The organism is Psychromonas hadalis ATCC BAA-638 (assembly GCF_000420245.1).
Classification (GTDB): domain Bacteria; phylum Pseudomonadota; class Gammaproteobacteria; order Enterobacterales; family Psychromonadaceae; genus Psychromonas; species Psychromonas hadalis.
This window is the reverse complement of record NZ_ATUO01000030.1, coordinates 1-18834: the sequence shown is the minus strand read 5'-3', so window position 1 is coordinate 18834 and position 18834 is coordinate 1. Positions and strand designations below refer to the sequence as shown.

The following is an 18834-nucleotide window of genomic DNA, read 5'->3' as shown; positions in this document are numbered from 1 at the left end:
ATGCAAGCACGAAGAAGTAGCATGGTGATCAGTGGCATAAAATATCCTCATGGGTTGATGATAGCGTAGTGATATTTGATGCGCGCAAACAATGCTATTGTCATTAAAATTTAATAAATATGAGATTAAATACTAGCTTGTACTGCGAGTTTGTTTATAATGCCCAACATTGATTTAAATCAATTTTTATTATTTAACTATCTAACCAAAGGAACATTATTATGAATGTTGATCAACATATTAAAGTAGCACAATGGCACTTAGAGCAAGCTCGTTTACACGCAACAAGTGATCACGCATGTGGTTGCCCGCCAAATGCACACGATCAAAAAGCGATTGATGCAATTGAAGCTGGTCAAGTTGAAGAAGTGCTAACGTGTACGCTTGATAAAGCGTAAATAAGCCTACTTTATTGAAAGCAGAGATTACAGAGTGCATCTGGTCTCTGCTTTTTTGTGTCCATTTTCTCTGATTTTATAACCTCTCCTCTATTTTCAAACTATTAACTATGTAAAAATAGCATCTCTCCAGTAGATAAAAATAGGTCGATAAACAATGAATATTAATATTATTAAAGATGAACTATTAGAAGCTGAAAAAGTATTACAAGCCTTTTTAAATGATCAAACAAATTTAGAAAATATCGAAAAAGCGGCCACCCTGTTATCTGACTCTTTTAAGCGTGAGGGAAAAGTGCTTGCTTGTGGTAATGGCGGCTCTCACTGTGATGCAATGCATTTTTCTGAAGAGTTAACGGGCCGTTATCGTGAACATCGCCCCTCTTATCCTGCCATTGCTATTTCCGATGCCAGTCATATCTCCTGTGTGGGTAATGATTATGGCTTTGATTCTATTTTTTCACGTTACCTTGAAGGGGTGGGGCGTAAAGGTGATGTACTATTTTGTCTGTCAACCAGTGGTAACTCTGCAAATATTTTAAAAGCGATTGAAGTTGCGAAAGAGAAAGGGATGAAAATTATCGCATTAACAGGTAAAGATGGTGGGAAAATGGCGGGGCTTGCAGATATTGAAATCCGTGTCCCCCATTTTGGTTATGCAGATAGAATTCAAGAGATACATATTAAGATCATCCATATTTTGATCTTATTAATCGAAAAAAAAATGGCATAGGTAACATCTATAATGTGTGAGTTATTAGGCATGAGTGCCAACGTACCAACAGATATATGCTTTAGTTTCAGTGGGTTGGTAAAGCGTGGCGGTGAAACTGGACCACATAAAGATGGTTGGGGTATTACCTTTTATGAAGGTAAAGGTTGTCGCAGTTTTAAAGATCCTAACCCGAGCTGTGATTCGCGTGTTGCGCAACTCGTGAAAGAGTACCCGATCAAAAGCAAATCTGTTATCAGCCATATTCGCCAAGCAAACCGTGGTGGTGTTAATCTTGAGAATACCCATCCTTTTATTCGTGAATTATGGGGACAAAATTGGACTTATGCACATAATGGACAATTAACAGATTATGAAAATTTACCACTTGGGCGTGCTCACCCTGTTGGTCAAACTGACAGTGAACTTGCTTTTTGTTGGATAATTAACAAGTTACATCAAAATTACCCAACAGTACCTGATGATATGTTAACCGTGTTTAAAGATATCGCAGGTTATGCTGATGAACTGCGGAAACTAGGTGTGTTTAATATGTTACTCAGTAATGGTGAGTATGTGATGGCATATTGCACTAATAATTTGCATTGGTTAACGCGTCGCGCACCGTTTGGTAAAGCACAGTTAATTGATGAAGACATGACCGTTGATTTCTGTACTGAAACCTCCGATAGTGATGTCGTTACTGTGATTGCAACACGTCCGCTTACCAGTGATGAACAGTGGAATAAGATGCAAGCCGGTGAATTCTGTGTCTTTCATTTTGGTGAACGGGTATTGTAATTAGGGAGTATGTAAGTGGCTGAATTATTAAAAGATGTATACAGTAGAGATTTTATTGATTCAGTCGCATTACAGTTTGAAACTGTCTATCCCCGTTTTAACAAAGCACTTTTTATTAATACTATTTTTGATCAACATTGGCAACAAAAAACGCTTAAAGCGCGCCTTACTTTTATTGCACAAACTCTGTTTCAGTTTTTGCCAAATGACTTTCAACAAAGCTGTTTTATTTTAAAACAGGTTGCTCCCCATTTTAGCAGTTATGAAGCGATGTTTTTCCCCGCGTTTGTTGAGCTTTATGGTATTGATAATTATCAAATATCCATTGAAACATTGGCTCTGTTAACACAATATTCCAGTGCTGAGTTTGCTGTTCGTCCTTTCATAAAAAAATACCCTAAAAAGATGATGGCGCAGATGCTGATTTGGGCAAGTTCTGACAATGTTCATCTTCGCCGTTTAGCCAGTGAAGGCTGTCGCCCTCGATTACCTTGGGCTTGTGCGCTACCTGAGTTTAAAAAAGATCCCGCTATTATTATTACAATTCTTGAAAAATTAAAAGATGATAATGAAGATTATGTTTATCGCAGTGTGGCAAATAACCTTAATGATATTAGCAAAGATAACCCAGAATTAGTGGTCGCAATAGCACAAAGATGGTTGCAGGGAGAGCCAACAAAAAATAGACGTTGGCTGGTGAAACACGCTTGTCGTGGTCTGTTGAAAAATGCGCACCCTGACATTTTAGTCTTGTTTGGTTTTTCATCACCCACACATATTAAGATTGAAAACTTCCAACTTGACGAGTCAGTTTGTATGGGAGAAACACTTCATTTTTCATTTTCTTTAAAAGCACTTCGACCGCTTGGAAAATGCAGACTTGAATTTTCCATCAGTTTTATGAAAAAAAACGGTAAACAGGCAGATAAGATATTTAAAATTTCAGAGTCAGAGATCAACAGTAAGCGTAAAGTTTTTCGTAAGCAGTTTAGTTTTAAAGCTATCTCGACTCGAAAATATTATCAGGGAGAGCACCAACTATCCCTGATTGTGAACGGTGTAAAAATGATGACTAAACCTTTTACGCTACTTTAATCTTTATTTAGCAAACGCATCAATAATCGGGCAACTTGCCTGTTTATCACCATGACATTGCTTGGTGAGTTTTTTTAAGCTATTCAGGAGAATTTGTTGTTGTTTGATGCGTATCTCTAATTCCGCTATCTTTTGTAATGCGATCTCTTTAACATCACTACTACTGCGTTCACTATCCTCACATAATGCTAGCAGTGCTTTGCTCTCTTTAAGGTTAAAGCCTGCGTCTTTTGTTCCCTTGATAAAATGCAGTTGTTTAATCAATTTTTCAGGGTAATAACGATATTCATTTTCACTGCGTGGTGGGGCGTTAATTAAGCCTATTTGCTCATAATGGCGAATTGATTTTATCGAAAGCCCAGTGGCTTTGGCTGCTTGGCTGATAGATAACATTATGAAAGCTCCTTTATTTTTAATCTTTTTAAAAGTAGTGAATTGGTTAATACCGTGATGCTAGAGAGCGCCATTGCGGCCCCTGCGATGGCTGGGCTTAAATACCCCATTGCAGCCGCGGGGATCGCCACGGTATTAAAAATAAATGCCAAAAAGAGATTTTGTTGAATTTTATGCCATGTTGCTTTTGAAATATCAATGGCGATAGCGACTAAACGTGGATCATTACGCATAAGTGTAATTGATGCAGTCTCTTTGGCCGCATCACTGCCTGTGCCCATTGCAATGCTGATATCTGCTTGTGCCAGTGCGGGTGCATCATTCACACCATCACCGACCATTGCCACTTGACTATTTTTTTGTAACTCAATCAGTTTATTGAGTTTTTGTTCGGGTTTAAGTTCACTGTGGTATTCATCTATGTGTAATTTTTGAGCAATATATTGTACCACACTGTGTTTATCACCACTTAACATGATGGTTTGTAAGCCACGCTGTTTTAACTCACTTATTGCATCTTGACTCATTTCTCGTAGTTTATCGCTGATACTGATAACACCCCAGAATTGACCACTTTTAGCGATATAAACAATGGTTTGTTCATTTGGCAGATCTAGTTTTTTAGGGATAGAAATAGAAAAGCGTGCCATCATCTGTTGATTACCCGCGATTAAAATTTCACTCGTCGCTTTCTCTTTACTAATAACAATACCTTGAATGCCCTCACCATTAACCGCGCTAATATCACTGGCAGCGATCACCTCTATCTGCTTTTCACTGCAATAATCTTTGATAGTTTTAGCGATAGGGTGCTTACTGCCCATTTGTAGTCCTGCAAGTTGGGCAAGCATTAATTCATCGTTATTATCGACAGAGTAGCAATGAGTAATCGATCCTTTACCCTCTGTGAGCGTGCCTGTTTTATCAAAGATGATGGTTTGTAAGCGAAATACCTGTTGTAGGGTTTTTATATCTTTAATTAAAATACCCTGTTGTGCTGCCACGCCTGTTCCCACCACAACAGCAGTCGGGGTAGCAAGTCCTAATGCGCAAGGACAAGCGATAACAAGCACTGCAACTGCATTAATTAATGCCTGTTGGAAATCTCCTGTGGTGAAATACCAAATAGAGAAGGTAAGGGCCGCAATCACTAATACAATGGGTACAAAAATAGCGCTGATCTTATCAACCAACTGCATGATAGGGGCTTTACTCATCTGTGCATTTTCAACCAAATGAATAATTTTGCTGAGGCTGGTAGACTCGCCAACCGCCGTGGTTTTGATAAGCAAGACACCTTCACCGTTAATACTGCCCGCGATCACTGTTGATTGTGGCTCTTTTAGTAGCGGTTTACTTTCACCCGTTAACAGTGATTCATCAAGGTAACTTGTGCCTTCAATAATAATGCCATCTACCGGGGCTTTTTCGCCAATCGCAAGCTGTACTATGTCGCCCTGTTGTACTTCATCAATATTAACGGAAACAAATATTTTGCCTTTTTTAACAAAAGCGGTGTCGGGGCGAAGTGCCATTAAGGCATTAATGGCACTGCTGGTACTCTGTTTGGCACGATGCTCTAAATATTTCCCAAGTGTGACCAATGTAATAACGAGTGTGCTTGACTCAAAATAGAGGGGCTGATCAAGGCCGGTTATTAATATATACAGGCTATAAAAATAAGCCGCACTTGTACCGAGTGCGACCAGAAGATCCATATTGGCTGATTTATCTTTTAAACTATTCCAAGCACCTTTATAGAAGCGTGCCCCAATAATAAATTGTACTGGGGTTGCCAGTAAAAATTCTAAACCTCGTGGTAAAAAGTGGTGGCTACCAGTAATAAACATCACCAACATAGAGAGTATAAAAGGCAGGCTAAGTAGCGTTGAAATAGCCAGCAGTGTTAACACTTTTTTATCGCGTTTTTTCTGGTTAGTGAGTTTTGTTGCTTGTTGCGTTTGGAAGTTTTGTTGTGTTTTTTCTGTCAGTTGATAGGAGAGTGATGCAAGTAGTTCGTCTAATTGCATTTTAGTAAATGCGCCTTGGAGTGTTTGCAGTTGCACGGTTTCTGTTGCAAAGTTGCTTTGCACATTAAACGTAAACGGGTGTTTACTCAGTGCGGCTACGGTTTTATTTGCACAACTTACGCAACTCCAACCGACTACATCAAAGATCAGTGCTTGACGATCTGTTTGATAATTTTTCTTATCGAGTAGGGTGATGATGGTTGAGAGCGTTTTACTATGATCATGGTTTTCTTTAAAGCTAATCTGTGCTTTTTCAAGGGCAAAATTCACCTCGCTGCTGATCCCCTCTATCTCATTGAGCGCACTCTGTAATTTACCTGCGCATCCCACACAATTCATGCCGTAAATTGGAATCGATAATAGGGGTAATGATGTGTGTAAAGTAGCCATAAAAAAACCTCAATTAGATAACTTATCCTAAGCTTAACCTTTACCCTTAGGTTAAGGTCAATGTTTTGTTTGTAGAGTAACCTAAAGTTATTTTTTCGCTTTATAATAAAGTTGTTTTTTGCCCGAAGCTTTGGCTTTATAGAGCGTTTCATCGGTTTCTTTAATGAGTTGTAAAAATCATGGTTACGATCAATATTTGTAATTGAAACACCCGCAGAAAGGTTGACATGACCCAATGGGGATTGTTTATGAGGCATTTTTAGATCGGCTAATTTATTGATCGCTTGGTTGGTGATTTCGAGGATGCGCTGTTCATCACTGTCACAAATTAGAATAATAAACTCTTCACCACCATAACGTGCCACTAATTTACCTGCACGGCGATAGTTATTGTTTAAGGTATTGGCAATCGTTTTTAAGCATTCATCGCCTGCGACATGGCCATAAAAGTCGTTATAAGGTTTAAAGTTATCCGCATCAAACATGATAATGGCGATATTACCCCCGATGCGACATGCTTTATTCCATGCGCGATTAATTTCCACATCAAAACAGCGCCTATTAGCAACCCCAGTTAAACCCTCAACTAATGATAGTTTGGCGAGTTTATTATTGGCTTTTTCAAGCTCACTGGTTCTTACTTTTACCTTCTCTTCTAATTCATTCTTCAGTTTATAGACGGCTTCTTCAGAGTTTTTCTGGCCAGTAGTCTGCTTGCTGTAATGTTGTGTTTTTCATCGGTATTTGACTTAATTTAATGGTAATAGAATGATTTTAGCAGAGCATTGATGACGCACTATTTAGATGATGGAAGTAGAGTTAATATATTTTTTTAGTTTTAACCTTAATGCGCATTATTTTTATATTGTCCACACTTTTCTCCGTAATAGGTTCAATATGGTGAGCTGAAATAGTGGTATACTGTTTTTTCAATTTACCTACATTAATATACAGAGATTTCAAATGCCATTTTCTAAACTTGGATTAAGTAAACCTATTCTACAAGCGATCAGCGAGCAGGGTTATGAAAAACCAACACCAATCCAAGCGAAAGCGATCCCTATTATTTGTAAAGGCAAAGATATTATTGCTGCTGCACAAACGGGAACCGGTAAAACGGCCAGTTTTGTTTTGCCTATATTACAAAATTTTCAAGATGCACCAGAAGTACGTGCAAAACGTATTCGTGCGCTGATTTTAGTGCCTACGCGCGAGCTTGCTATTCAAGTTGAAGCCAATGTTCAGCTGTACAGCAAGCATTTAACGCTGACCTCATTGGCGATGTACGGCGGTGTTGACGATGAACCACAAAAAGCCGCGTTAATAGCAGGTGTTGATATTCTTGTTGCAACACCGGGCCGTTTGCTGGATATGTACACACAGCGCGCAATACACTTCGATGAAGTGGAAGTGTTGGTACTTGATGAAGCCGATAGAATGCTGGATATGGGTTTTATTGCCGATATCAATAAAATTGTTGAGAAATTACCTGAACAACGTCAAAATCTACTTTTTTCGGCAACCATGTCAAAACAGGTACGCTTTTTAGCAAAAACGATTCTGGAAAATCCCTCTGAAATTACGATTAAAGATAAAACCAATAAACCTAAGATTAATCAATACTTAATTCCCGTTGATAAAGATAAAAAATCAGCGTTATTAAGCCAACTGATCCAAGAAAACAACTGGCCACAAGCGCTTATTTTTATTGAAACAAAACGCGGGGCGGCTAAGCTTGTTAGTCAACTTGAAAAACGTGATATTAAAGCGGAAGCGTTTCACAGTGGTCGCAGTCAAGCAATTCGTGAGCAGTTATTAGCCGATTTTAAAACGGGTAAGTTGCAATACCTTATTGCCACGGGTATCGCTTCTCGTGGTATCGATATTGATAATTTAAACTTAGTATTGAATTATGATTTGCCTGATCAAGCCGATGACTATGTGCATCGTATCGGTCGTACTGGCCGTGCGGGTGCAGTAGGTGAAGCTATCTCGTTTGTATCACGTGATGACTTTAGAAGTTTGTGTTACATCGAAAAACGCATTGGTGAGATCATAGAGCGTAGAGAGATAGAAGGTTTTGCACCACGTGCAGAAATTCCTCCATCCGATTTAAATTGGAAACCTAAAAGTCCAAAGTCGAAAGGCAGAAGATAATTGAGATAAGGGTAAATTGTTACCCTTATTCTTTGATTTATAAGCTCAAAAATAATAAAATTACGGAGACACGAAGAACAGGACGTTTTAATATCTTCCCTTGCTTTTTTTAGCTTCCTTCGTGAACTCTGTGTAACGCAGAGGCTTCGTGGTCATAACGCTTACTGGCGATAATCTTGCAAGAAGTTACCAATTTTACTGATCGCGGTGGTGAGTTCATCCATATGCGGTAAACAAACAATACGGAAGTGATCTGGGGTGTGCCAGTTAAAACCTGTACCTTGTACGATCAGTATCTTCTCCTGCATTAACAAGTCCATCGCAAAACGTTGATCATCTTTAATATTGAATTTTTTCTGATCCAGTTTTGGAAATAGATACAGCGCCCCTTTGGGTTTGGTACAGCTAACGCCGGGAATATCGTTGAGCAGTTTCCAAGCACCTTGGGTTTGGTCGTACAAGCGACCCCCCGGGACAATTAGCTCATTAATACTTTGATAACCGCCTAGTGAGGTTTGAATGGCATGTTGCATCGGCACGTTAGCGCATAAACGCATACTGGCTAAAATTTCTATCCCAGAAATATAATCGCGTGCTTGGCGCTTCGCGCCACTGATCATCATCCAACCAACACGGAAACCACATACTCGATAGGCTTTTGAAAGACCATCAAAGGTAACAATCAAAATATCATCAGCCAGTGTTGCCAGTGGGATATGTTTCGCATCATCGTAAACAATTTTAGAGTAGATCTCATCGGAGAAAATAATCAAGTTATGTTGGCGCGCAAGCTCTACAATTTGCTCTAATAGCTCTTTTGAATAAACGGCACCAGTAGGATTATTGGGATTGATTAACACAATGCCTTTGGTTTTAGAGGTGATTTTAGCTTTGATATCATTAATATCAGGAAACCAATCTGATTGTTCATCACAAATGTAATGTACCGCTTTACCGCCTGAAAGGTTGGTCGCTGCTGTCCATAACGGGTAATCAGGTGCCGGCACTAACAGTTCATCACCATTATTGAGCAATCCTTGTAGTGCCATCACAATCAGTTCGCTGACCCCATTGCCGATATAGATATCGTCAATGTCGAGTGATAAAAGTCCTTTTTCTTGATAGTGCTGCATGACCGCTTTACGCGCTGAAAAAAGCCCTTTACTGTCACAATAACCTTGGCTTTGTGGCAGATTTTTAATCACATCCATCAACACCTCTTCGGGGGCTTCAAAACCAAAAGAGGCAGGATTGCCGATATTTAGTTTTAAGATACGTTGCCCTTCATCTTCCAATTTGTTGGCTTGCTTAAGCACGGGTCCGCGAATGTCGTAACACACATTGTCTAATTTGAAGGATCTATTGATGGAATACATGGCAACCTCTAAAACAATCTAATCGATAAGAAGGTTAAAGCTACCTGATATTGTTAACGCTGTGAAGTAAATAAAAGCGACAACTGCCGATTCTTGCTGTTATTATTTGTTTTTTTCAACTTCTCATGAATTAATTGAGTTTTAAGGTTTTTTATGATTGAAATTAAACACCTGCGCACGTTATCGACTTTGAATAATACGGGCAGTTTAGTGGAAGCTGCAAGACAGTTACACTTAACCCAATCAGCATTATCACATCAACTCAAAGAATTAGAAGGACGTTTAAATTGCTCTTTGTTTATCCGTAAATCTCGACCAATCCGTTTTACTGTTGCAGGTTTGCGTTTACTAGAGCTTGCTGACAGTGTCTTGCCTGAAATTAACAGTGCAAAGCGCGATCTGGCGCGTTTTGTTTCTGGTGATGCAGGGCGTTTACACATGGCCGTGGAGTGTCACTCCTGTTTTCAATGGTTAATGCCTGCGATTGATAGTTTTCGTGATAGTTGGCCTGAAGTTGAATTAGATTTTTCCAGCGGTTTTAGTTTTTTGCCGTTACCTGCATTAAAGCGGGGTAATTTAGATTTAGTGATCACCTCTGATCCACAGCCTATTGAAGGTATCACTTATATTCCGCTGTTTAGCTACCAGCCGATGCTTGCGTTAAGTCGTCATCATCGTTTAGCCAAGCAAACTTATATCGAAGCAGAAGATTTGGCACAAGAAACGTTGATCACTTATCCCGTTGAGATTGAGCGTTTAGATATCTTTAATCAGTTTTTAATCCCCGCAGGTGTTTCACCTGCAAAAGTGCGTCATGCAGATATGACCTTGATGATGTTGCAGCTGGTGGCAAGTGGTCGGGGTGTTGCAGGTTTACCTAATTGGGCGTTGTTTGAATATATCAAGAAAGATTATGTGGTCGCACGCCGATTAGGAAAAGAGGGGTTATGGAATACCCTTTATGCAGCGGTGCGTGAGGAACAAAAAGATCTTGCTTATCTTGAAGATTTTATTAAAACGGCAATCGATAGCTGTTTTAAACATCTACGTGGTATTAAAGGGGTGGATGAAACTGCTTGATAATTAACCGAAGTGGTAATATAAGTTGCTCAATATTGATCATGAGCGCTTTTTGTAAATCATAATTTGCAGTAAAGCGAATAAAAAGTCACAATTCCTGTCTATTTATTTAAAATGATGAGAATGAAAATGGGTTGCTGTGATGCAAAAGGGTTAATGCCCCTTGAACAAGCATTAACAAAACTGCAAAGTGCGGTGACAAATGTCTGTGAGGCGATCAGTTTGCCGCTCTCTCAAGCACTGGGTTTTGCACTTGCGCAGGATATTCAATCACCTATCAATGTGCCTTCCTTTAATAACTCCGCAATGGATGGTTATGCGCTCAATCAGGCAGACTTGCTTGATGCCACAGCATCTAACCCCCTCTCTTTAAAGATGATTGGTAAATCATTTGCTGGCGCGCCCTATTCAGGTGAACTGCCAACAGCCTGTTGTATCCGTATTATGACGGGTGCAGTGATGCCCAATTGTGCAGATACCGTGGTGATGCAAGAACGCGTACAAGCGACGGGTGAACTCATCACTTTTACGCAAACGCCTAAATTGGCCGATAACGTCCGTTTGGCTGCAGAAGATCTGCAGCAAGGGCAAACAGTATTAAAAGCTGGGCATAAATTAACACCGCGTGATATCCCATTAATTGCTTCACTAGGTATTGCTGAAATCAGTGTTTTTCGCAAACTTAAAGTGGCGGTTATCTCTTCGGGTGACGAACTTAAAAATTTAGGTGAAGCACTGTCAGAGGGGGATATCTATGACAGTAACCGTTATAGCATCATCGCGTTGTTATCACGTCTGAATGTTGAGGTTATCGACTTTGGTATTATCAAAGATGATTTGCCTTTAATACGTGCAGCGGTTAAATCGGCAGATAAACAGGCGGATGTGGTTATTACCAGTGGTGGCGTTTCTGTGGGTGAAGCCGATTACATAAAAGAGGTCTTAACTGAGTTGGGCGAAATTGGTTTTTGGAAATTAGCCATTAAACCGGGTAAACCTTTTGCCTTTGGTAAACTGCCTAACAGCATCTTTTTTGGGTTGCCAGGTAATCCTGTTTCCGCTATGGTCACTCTGTATCAGCTCGCAGTACCTACCATGGCTACCATGGCGGGGTTAAATGCAAAACCTGCCATTCGTTTTAATGCGATTGCCACTGATAAATTAAGAAAAAGCGCGGGACGCACCGATTTTCAACGGGCGAATTACAGCGTAAATGCAAAAGGACAACTGGTTGTAAGCACAACGGGAAGCCAAGGTTCAGGTGTATTTAGCTCCATGAGCCAATCAAACTGTTTTATTGTGCTTGAGCAAGACCGAGGCAATGTTGAGGTTGGCGAAACGGTCACTATTGAGCCATATAATGCATTAATGGACTAATAACGACTCAAATCGTTTAGCTTTGAGTCGTTATAGAATTAAATACAAAACGATATAAAAAAGAATAAAATATAAAAATAAATTTAGGGAATAGAAAAATGATTAAAACAGATGATGTACATATCACCGCGATTAAAGAACTTTTACCACCTATTGCTTTATTAGAAAAATTCCCTGCTACGGAAGAGATCAAAAAAATAGTGGCTGGTTCACGTGAAGCGATCAGCAAAATTTTAAGCAATAAAGATGATCGTGTTTTAGTGATTATTGGCCCTTGTTCAATTCACGATACAGAAGCCGCACTTGATTACGCATCAAAACTTGCACCACTTCGCGCTAAATACAAAGATTCCTTAGAGATCGTCATGCGTGTGTATTTTGAAAAGCCGCGTACGACGGTGGGTTGGAAAGGGCTAATTAACGATCCTGAATTAAACGGCACATTTAATATTAATAAAGGTTTGCGTATGGGGCGTAAATTGTTATTAGACATCAATGCAATGGGCTTGCCTGCAGCCACTGAATTTTTAGATATGATAACCCCGCAATATGTGGGCGACTTAATGACATGGGGCGCAATTGGCGCACGTACTACAGAGTCTCAGGTTCATCGTGAGCTTGCATCTGGTATCTCTTGTCCTGTTGGTTTTAAAAATGGTACAGACGGCACCATTAAAGTGGCTGTTGATGCCATTGGTGCAGCTAACGCCTCTCACCATTTTTTATCTGTTAATAAATTTGGTCACAGTGCGATTGTTGAAACAGCGGGTAACCCTGATTGCCATATCATCCTACGTGGTGGTAAAGCGCCAAACTATAGCGCGACAGATGTTGCGGCTATCAAAGCTGATCTAAAAAAATCAGGTCTTGAAGAAACATTAATGATCGACTTTAGCCATGCAAACTCTGAGAAGAAATTTAAAAATCAGCTGAAAGTTTGTACCGATGTGTGTGGTCAAATAGCAGGTGGCGATAAAGCGATTTCTGGGGTGATGGTTGAGAGTCATCTGATTGAAGGTCGTCAGGATTTAGTCAATGGTAAGGTGAAAACTTACGGTCAAAGTATCACCGATGCTTGTATCGGTTGGGCTGATACTGAAACACTGCTTGCGCAGCTTTCTGATGCAGTTATCACTCGACGTGGTTAATCGTTTGTAATTACTCAGGCCGTTGCCATTTAAGATTATTTCATCGTTGAAAAATGCGCATTTAAACCACTAAACTGCGCTTTTTCGCCTTGAACTAACATAAATGGCTTAGCCTGAGCATTTACAGTATATTGCTTGATTCGATCTTAAGCACTGCTTTTGCGGTGCTTTTTTTTTATCTAAATTTTTTACCTTAAAATAGGGTAACGCTGTCATGATGCAAAAAAATCGCCCAATAATGATATTAGGTTGTACTAGTGATGCAGGAAAATCGTTGGTGGTCACCGCTATTTGTCGTTTGCTCGCTAATCGTGGCATCAAGGTTGCCCCTTTTAAAGCGCAAAATATGAGTAATAATGCAGCCATTACTGCTGACGGGTTAGAGATGGGACGCGCGCAATATCTACAAGCAATTGCCGCTAAAGTGAAACCTGATGTACTGATGAACCCTATATTGCTAAAACCCAGTGCCGATACACAGAGCCAAGTGATCATTAACGGTAAGGTTAATCGTGAAATTAGCAAGCTCGAATGGACTGCGCGTAAAAAATTACTTTGGCCTGAAGTTAAAAAAGCATTACACAAATTAATAGAAGATTACGATCAAGTGGTGATTGAGGGGGCGGGCAGTCCTGCTGAAATTAATCTGCGTGAGGGAGACATTGTTAATATGTCCGTGGCACTGGAGTGTCAGGCAGATGTTTATTTGGTGTCTGACATCGACCGTGGAGGCTCGTTTGCACATCTTTTAGGTACATGGGCTTGTCTAAGTTTAGATGAGCAAAAGCTGATTAAAGGGTTTGTACTCAATAAGTTTCGGGGAGATCCCGCCTTATTGGGTAATGCCATGGATTGGCTTGAGGAAAAAACAGGTATCCCGACGGTTGCAAACCTCCCCTATTATCGTCATCAACTGCCAGAAGAAGATAGCTTTCGTTTAGGCACAACATGGCAACGTGGTAAAATTAATATTGGTCTGCTCTATTACCCTTATGCTTCTAATATGGATGAGTTTGATGCGCTGATCTATCAAGATGATATCAACCTTGTGCCTATCCATAAAATGGGTGATCTTAGCCATTATGATGCGTTGATTTTACCGGGCAGTAAAAACAGCGGTGCCAGTTTGGACTTTTTAAATAGCACTGGGTTGGCAGATGCGATTAAGCAGTTCAAGAAAACAGGAAAACTGATTTTAGGTATTTGTGGTGGTCTACAAATATTAGGCGAACAAGTATTCGATCCTCTCAATTTAGAAGGGGGAGATAAACAGGGGTTAGGATTAATCGCCATAAAAACTACGCTACAAGCTGAAAAATCTACCCAACAAACCGAAATAATTTGGCACGGAGAAAAACTCAAAGGTTATGAGATTCATCATGGGCTAACTATTTCAAATACAGATACATTTATGAGTGAAAATTTAGGCTGGAAAAACGATAATATCTACACCACTTATTTACATGGTGTGTTTGAAAACAGAGTGTTTTATAACTGGTTTATGCAAAAAGTAGGTGGACTTGAAAATGGCATTGAATGGTCTGAACACCTTGAAACAGAACTTGATAATTTAGCACTGATGTTTGAAAAGCACGGTTGGTTATGAAACAATTTTTAATTGCGCTGTTGCTTAGTTTTTCAGGCATTGTGCATGCGATTGAAAACATAGGGGTTAAAACGCTTGAGCAAGTTCTTGCTATTAGTACGGTGATGACAGACAGCAATGCGTTAACCTTTGGTATCGCTAATTTTGAATTAAAATATCTTGTTGATTCCGATAATCCTAATTGGGGAGATGATAAAACCCTCGATTTTAAAAAAAGCATTGATATTTTAGTACTGCCTTATCAATGGAAATTGTCAGATATTGATAAAAATTGGCAACATTCATTGGAGGTGCGCGCCTCCTATATTGGCGTGCAACGTAATACAGAGCCACTGCAAGGTTTTACTAATTTTAAAGAAGAGCAGATTTTTGGTGCTTTTTTACAATATTCACAACATTATCAACTATCAAAAAATTGGTACAGTGGGGTCGCATTAGGGGCTCATTTGACCTATTACAGTAATAAATATAATTACAGTGCAGGTTTTCCGCCGGAACTAAAAAATATTTTAGATGGTCATATTTTTAATACCTCGGCCACTGTCTTAATGGCTGAGCCTGTGTTTAATGTTGGTTATCAAAAAACACAATCTTGGGGGCAGTGGACGCTACATAACAGTAACCATTATCTTATTGGTCAGGGTATTGGGGGCGCCGCAAAAAGTATAAGCGACGTAAACCCAGAGGGGTGGCGCGTAACTAACGGAATTGAGTTTAAGTTTGCGGTGCCAAACTTGTGGGGCGTGTCTGATCATATCGCGCTTGATATGAAACGAATTGATGTGGGCGGCGATATGTCGGGGTTATCGGACAATGATTATTATTTTGAAACCAGTATTGGTTGGGTGATCGATACTAAAAATAAAATTCCCTTTTTAGATAATATTGGTATTGGTTTTAATATCAATTACGGTAGCTCAATAAGCGGTGGCACGGTTGTGTTGTATTACAACGAATAGAGTGTTTATAAGTTCACAAGCAATTAACCACGAAGGTACGAAAAAAACTGCTTTTTTACCGCTTTCTTCGTGTTACGCAGTGGCTTCGTGGTTAGGTATATACCCATGTTACCTCAATATGCTTTGTCAGGCACAAGCTCGATAATCAGAACAAGGCGTAACATGAGGTAATTGTTATTCACTTTTTGAATGTTACAACGCTAGGCTGGTTTTCGAGCTTGCGCCCCGTAAGGCAAGGCAAATTGCACCAATCTGCGTTGTTATAAAATCTCTATGTAGAATAACTATACTTCAATTTTATGCCTAGCACCTTGGCACAATTTTCCTTGCTGCCTTTGCATCTTGAAGTATCATGGGTATATATTCTCTAAGGATTCAAGCGGGTAATATCCCAACTTTTATTGTTAGGTTGATAGATAAAACGATCATGTAATCTATCTGCTTTACCTTGCCAAAATTCAATTCTTTCTGGTATCACACGATACCCTCCCCAAAAATCAGGCAGTGGAATAGTTTTACCTTTGAACTTATTTTCAAAGTGTTTTACGCGCTCAACTAATATTTCTCGATCTTCTAATAGGTCACTTTGATGAGAAGCCCACGCGCCAATTTGACTGCCACGGCCACGGCTATGGAAGTAATCAGCTGACGCTTGCTCACTAATACGTTCAATGCGTCCCTCAATGCGGACTTGACGTTGTAACATATTCCAATGAAATAGCAGGGCTGCAAATGGGTTTTCCTCTAACTCATGGGCTTTGCGACTATTATAATTTGTAAAGAAAACAAAACCTTGATCATCGACCTCTTTGAGTAACACTATACGCGAAGAGGGGCGACCTTCACTTGTACAGGTAGAGATAGACATCGATTCAGGCAAAATAATGCCACTCTTCTCCGCCTCTGTTAACCAAAATTTAAAGAAGGCAATAGGATCATCGGTGCTTTGCAGTGCTTTGTTTTCAATTAACAACCCTTGTCCAAGGGTAAATGCACAACGAATTTTGTTCAATAGTGACATGAGATCTTCTTATATAATTTAATTATTGCTAAGTGTATAATTTAGTGAAAATAAAACAACTTATAATCGGTTTATTACTTTGTCTATTACTTTTAATTATCAAGATTTAATCGCTATTTTTGAAACTACATTTTTCAATGAGTTCAATACTAAACTTATTTGTGGTGACGATGAACCCATCTATCTTCCCGCAGATGATAAACATTTATCGCATCGCATTATCTTTGCACATGGTTTTTATGCTAGTGCGTTGCATGAGGTAGCGCACTGGTTGGTGGCGGGAGAGAAGCGCCGTTTGGTAGAAGATTACGGTTATTGGTATGAGCCTGATGGGCGCAGTATAATACAGCAAACTGAGTTTGAAAAAGTGGAGATTGTGCCACAAGCGATAGAGTGGGCAATCTCGGTAAGTTGTGGTTTCAAATTTGATGTTAGTGCAGATAATTTAAGTGGCATTGAGATAAATAGGCTGGCTTTTAAACATAACGTTTATCAACACGTTGTCCGTTATTTAAACAACGGATTTTCAACACGTACTCAGCAGTTAGTGGATGCCTGTGGTGCATTTTATAAAACCGCACCATTAACAAAAGAGATGTTTTCTTATCTTGAGATGAAATAGAACTGGAATGAAAAGATGAAAAAAATATTAGTGGTTTGTTTAGGGAATATCTGTCGTTCACCTACGGCAGAAGCTGTCTTACGTGCCACGGCAAAAAAAATGCACATACAAATAGAGATTGATTCCGCTGGGACTATTAATAATCATCAAGGAAATTTGCCTGATAAACGCTCAATGGCGGCGGGTGAAGCGCGTGGTTATAGTTTCAAAGGGATAACATCAAGACAAGTAATATTAGATAACTTTGATTATTTTGATCTTATTTTAGCTGCTGATAATAGCAATGTAGCAGATCTGAAATCAATTTGTCCGCCACATCTGCATTATAAAATAGCGTTATTTTTAAGTTACGCGCAGGCTGAAACCGATCAGATACCCGATCCCTATTATGGTGGCGAGTCTGGTTTTGAGTTGGTACTTGATCTATTAGAAGACGCATCCGCACAATTATTGACTAAGTTACAAGAGAGAAAAAATGAGCAGTAAAATATTTCACCACCCAGTACAAATATATTACGAAGATACAGATCACTCTGGTGTGGTTTATCATCCTAATTTTTTAAAGTATTTTGAGCGCGCTCGTGAGCATGTGATTGACAGTGACCGATTAGATAAACTGTGGCGTGAAAAAGGGCTGGGTTTTGCTGTTTACAAAGCAAATATGACCTTTCAAGATGGTGTTGAATTTGCAGAAATTTGTGATATTCGTACCAGTTTTAAATTAGATGGAAAATATAAAACGCTATGGCGACAAGAAGTATGGCGACCTAATGCAACTAAAGCCGCGGTGATCGGTGATATAGAGATGGTTTGTCTTGATAAAGACAAACGTTTGCAACCACTGCCTGAAGAGATCTTTTCCTATTTACTTAAAAGTAATACTTAAAAGCAACATTTCAAAACAAAGCGTTAAAACAGTGTTTAATCTCTCAAACTGTTTAAAAAAATGCAAATCAACTTGCGTGATTGATCTATTTAATCCATTTTGTAGTGATAAAATAAATATTATTTGGAGAGGTTATGTTTTTTGCACACAATGATAAACGCTCATTTCGGCGCATGGAATTAGATGTGCCGATTGAAATTAGTAAAGGTAGCGTGGTTGTAAAAGGGATCTGCAAAGATTTAAGCAGTACGGGCATGTCAATTACCTTCACGGATACTCATTTACAAGCGGGGGATGAAGTACATATTAAATTGGATACTGATGATGAACGTTTTCCGCCTTTAGATGCTGATGCAACGCTGTTACGTATTGATGAGCAAGACGTTGGCTTTAGTGCCGCAGTACAGTTTATCAATATAAAATAATACTCTCTTTGAAATGTACGCTTTCTATGACCCTGTCCTAAAATCTGTGTAATTACCTATCATTAACTTAATCATATTAAGGAATAGGTAATTATGAAAAAAGAAGAGATCGAAGCATTCGCTCTTAAAGCTGCAAAAGGCTTAAAGACTCAAAAAGACCTCCTAGACTTTACGCAAGTGCTTACTAAAATCACTGTTGAAGCGGCTCTCAATGCCGAATTAGATGAACATTTAGGGTATGAAAAGAACCAAAAAAGTGAGGTTGAAAACTACCGCAATGGGTGCAGTTTAAAAACATTAAAGACAGAGGATGGTCAGTTTGAACTCTCCACTCCTCGCGATAGAAATGGCACGTTTG

Annotated in this window: 20 protein-coding genes; 15 read left to right on the top strand and 5 right to left on the bottom strand. The window is 39.3% G+C overall.

Features of this window, described 5'->3' with window-relative positions; translation table 11 throughout:
• Positions 1-221: 221 nt before the first annotated feature.
• From G322_RS23690 to G322_RS0105700, 4 genes are all read left to right on the top strand, one after another.
• On the top strand, positions 222-398 hold the full coding sequence (locus G322_RS23690; protein WP_022940849.1) for a hypothetical protein: 177 nt from the start codon (positions 222-224) through the stop codon (positions 396-398).
• Between the two features lie 157 nt (positions 399-555).
• Complete coding sequence (gene lpcA, locus G322_RS0105710) at positions 556-1131, top strand: D-sedoheptulose 7-phosphate isomerase (protein ID WP_022940848.1); 576 nt, start codon at positions 556-558, stop codon at positions 1129-1131.
• A 12-nt stretch (positions 1132-1143) separates the two neighbouring features.
• Positions 1144-1911: a class II glutamine amidotransferase gene (locus tag G322_RS0105705; protein WP_022940847.1), complete on the top strand. Its 768-nt coding sequence runs from the start codon at positions 1144-1146 to the stop codon at positions 1909-1911.
• 15 nt (positions 1912-1926) lie between these two features.
• Positions 1927-3006 (top strand): DNA alkylation repair protein, encoded by a 1080-nt coding sequence (locus G322_RS0105700; RefSeq protein WP_022940846.1) that lies wholly within the window; start codon positions 1927-1929, stop codon positions 3004-3006.
• Between the two features lie 3 nt (positions 3007-3009).
• Here the strand turns inward: G322_RS0105700 and G322_RS0105695 are convergent, their stop codons facing one another.
• Genes G322_RS0105695 through G322_RS21655 form a run of 3 tightly spaced genes read right to left on the bottom strand, consistent with a single transcriptional unit; the run spans position 3010 to position 6490 of the window.
• Positions 3010-3399 (bottom strand): MerR family transcriptional regulator, encoded by a 390-nt coding sequence (locus tag G322_RS0105695; protein WP_022940845.1) that lies wholly within the window; start codon positions 3397-3399, stop codon positions 3010-3012.
• Positions 3399-5819, bottom strand: a complete 2421-nt coding sequence (locus G322_RS0105690) for a heavy metal translocating P-type ATPase (RefSeq protein ID WP_022940844.1) — start codon at positions 5817-5819, stop codon at positions 3399-3401. The genes G322_RS0105695 and G322_RS0105690 overlap by 1 nt, the downstream gene beginning before the upstream one ends.
• The gene (locus tag G322_RS21655; protein WP_084683688.1) at positions 5765-6490 is read right to left on the bottom strand and encodes a diguanylate cyclase; all 726 of its coding nucleotides are present in this window, start codon (positions 6488-6490) and stop codon (positions 5765-5767) included. Before G322_RS21655 ends, G322_RS0105690 begins: the two co-directional genes overlap by 55 nt.
• A gap of 292 nt (positions 6491-6782) precedes the next feature.
• On the opposite strand from G322_RS21655, the gene G322_RS0105680 reads away from it, so the two are divergent.
• Entirely contained in the window at positions 6783-7976 is a 1194-nt protein-coding gene (locus G322_RS0105680; protein WP_022940843.1) for a DEAD/DEAH box helicase, read from the top strand.
• A 161-nt stretch (positions 7977-8137) separates the two neighbouring features.
• Here the strand turns inward: G322_RS0105680 and G322_RS0105675 are convergent, their stop codons facing one another.
• On the bottom strand, positions 8138-9352 hold the full coding sequence (locus tag G322_RS0105675; protein WP_022940842.1) for a pyridoxal phosphate-dependent aminotransferase: 1215 nt from the start codon (positions 9350-9352) through the stop codon (positions 8138-8140).
• Between the two features lie 153 nt (positions 9353-9505).
• Here G322_RS0105675 and G322_RS0105670 point away from each other — a divergent pair, with 153 nt between their 5' ends.
• The 5 genes from G322_RS0105670 to G322_RS0105650 all read left to right on the top strand — a co-directional run bounded on the left by G322_RS0105670 (position 9506) and on the right by G322_RS0105650 (position 15522).
• Positions 9506-10432 (top strand): LysR family transcriptional regulator, encoded by a 927-nt coding sequence (locus tag G322_RS0105670; RefSeq protein WP_022940841.1) that lies wholly within the window; start codon positions 9506-9508, stop codon positions 10430-10432.
• A gap of 129 nt (positions 10433-10561) precedes the next feature.
• The gene (gene moeA, locus G322_RS0105665; RefSeq protein WP_028866439.1) at positions 10562-11809 is read left to right on the top strand and encodes a molybdopterin molybdotransferase MoeA; all 1248 of its coding nucleotides are present in this window, start codon (positions 10562-10564) and stop codon (positions 11807-11809) included.
• Between the two features lie 98 nt (positions 11810-11907).
• On the top strand, positions 11908-12957 hold the full coding sequence (gene aroG, locus G322_RS0105660; protein ID WP_022940839.1) for a 3-deoxy-7-phosphoheptulonate synthase AroG: 1050 nt from the start codon (positions 11908-11910) through the stop codon (positions 12955-12957).
• 214 nt (positions 12958-13171) lie between these two features.
• Positions 13172-14563: a cobyric acid synthase gene (locus tag G322_RS0105655; protein ID WP_022940838.1), complete on the top strand. Its 1392-nt coding sequence runs from the start codon at positions 13172-13174 to the stop codon at positions 14561-14563.
• Positions 14560-15522 carry a Solitary outer membrane autotransporter beta-barrel domain gene (locus G322_RS0105650; RefSeq protein ID WP_022940837.1) on the top strand — a complete coding sequence of 321 codons (963 nt, stop codon included), beginning with the start codon at positions 14560-14562 and terminating at the stop codon, positions 15520-15522. The genes G322_RS0105655 and G322_RS0105650 overlap by 4 nt, the downstream gene beginning before the upstream one ends.
• 367 nt (positions 15523-15889) lie before the next feature.
• On the opposite strand, the gene pdxH is transcribed toward G322_RS0105650, so the two are convergent.
• On the bottom strand, positions 15890-16543 hold the full coding sequence (pdxH, locus tag G322_RS0105645) for a pyridoxamine 5'-phosphate oxidase (protein WP_022940836.1): 654 nt from the start codon (positions 16541-16543) through the stop codon (positions 15890-15892).
• A 79-nt stretch (positions 16544-16622) separates the two neighbouring features.
• On the opposite strand from pdxH, the gene G322_RS0105640 reads away from it, so the two are divergent.
• The 5 genes from G322_RS0105640 to G322_RS0105620 form a co-directional block, all read left to right on the top strand.
• Positions 16623-17165 (top strand): elongation factor P hydroxylase, encoded by a 543-nt coding sequence (locus tag G322_RS0105640; protein WP_022940835.1) that lies wholly within the window; start codon positions 16623-16625, stop codon positions 17163-17165.
• A gap of 15 nt (positions 17166-17180) precedes the next feature.
• Positions 17181-17651, top strand: coding sequence for a low molecular weight protein-tyrosine-phosphatase (locus tag G322_RS0105635; RefSeq protein ID WP_022940834.1), 471 nt, complete (start codon positions 17181-17183; stop codon positions 17649-17651).
• Positions 17641-18051 carry a thioesterase family protein gene (locus G322_RS0105630; protein ID WP_022940833.1) on the top strand — a complete coding sequence of 137 codons (411 nt, stop codon included), beginning with the start codon at positions 17641-17643 and terminating at the stop codon, positions 18049-18051. The genes G322_RS0105635 and G322_RS0105630 overlap by 11 nt, the downstream gene beginning before the upstream one ends.
• A gap of 134 nt (positions 18052-18185) precedes the next feature.
• On the top strand, positions 18186-18476 hold the full coding sequence (locus G322_RS0105625) for a PilZ domain-containing protein (protein ID WP_022940832.1): 291 nt from the start codon (positions 18186-18188) through the stop codon (positions 18474-18476).
• 93 nt (positions 18477-18569) lie between these two features.
• The coding region (locus G322_RS0105620) for a transposase (RefSeq protein ID WP_022940831.1) at positions 18570-18834 on the top strand (265 nt) is incomplete at its 3' end.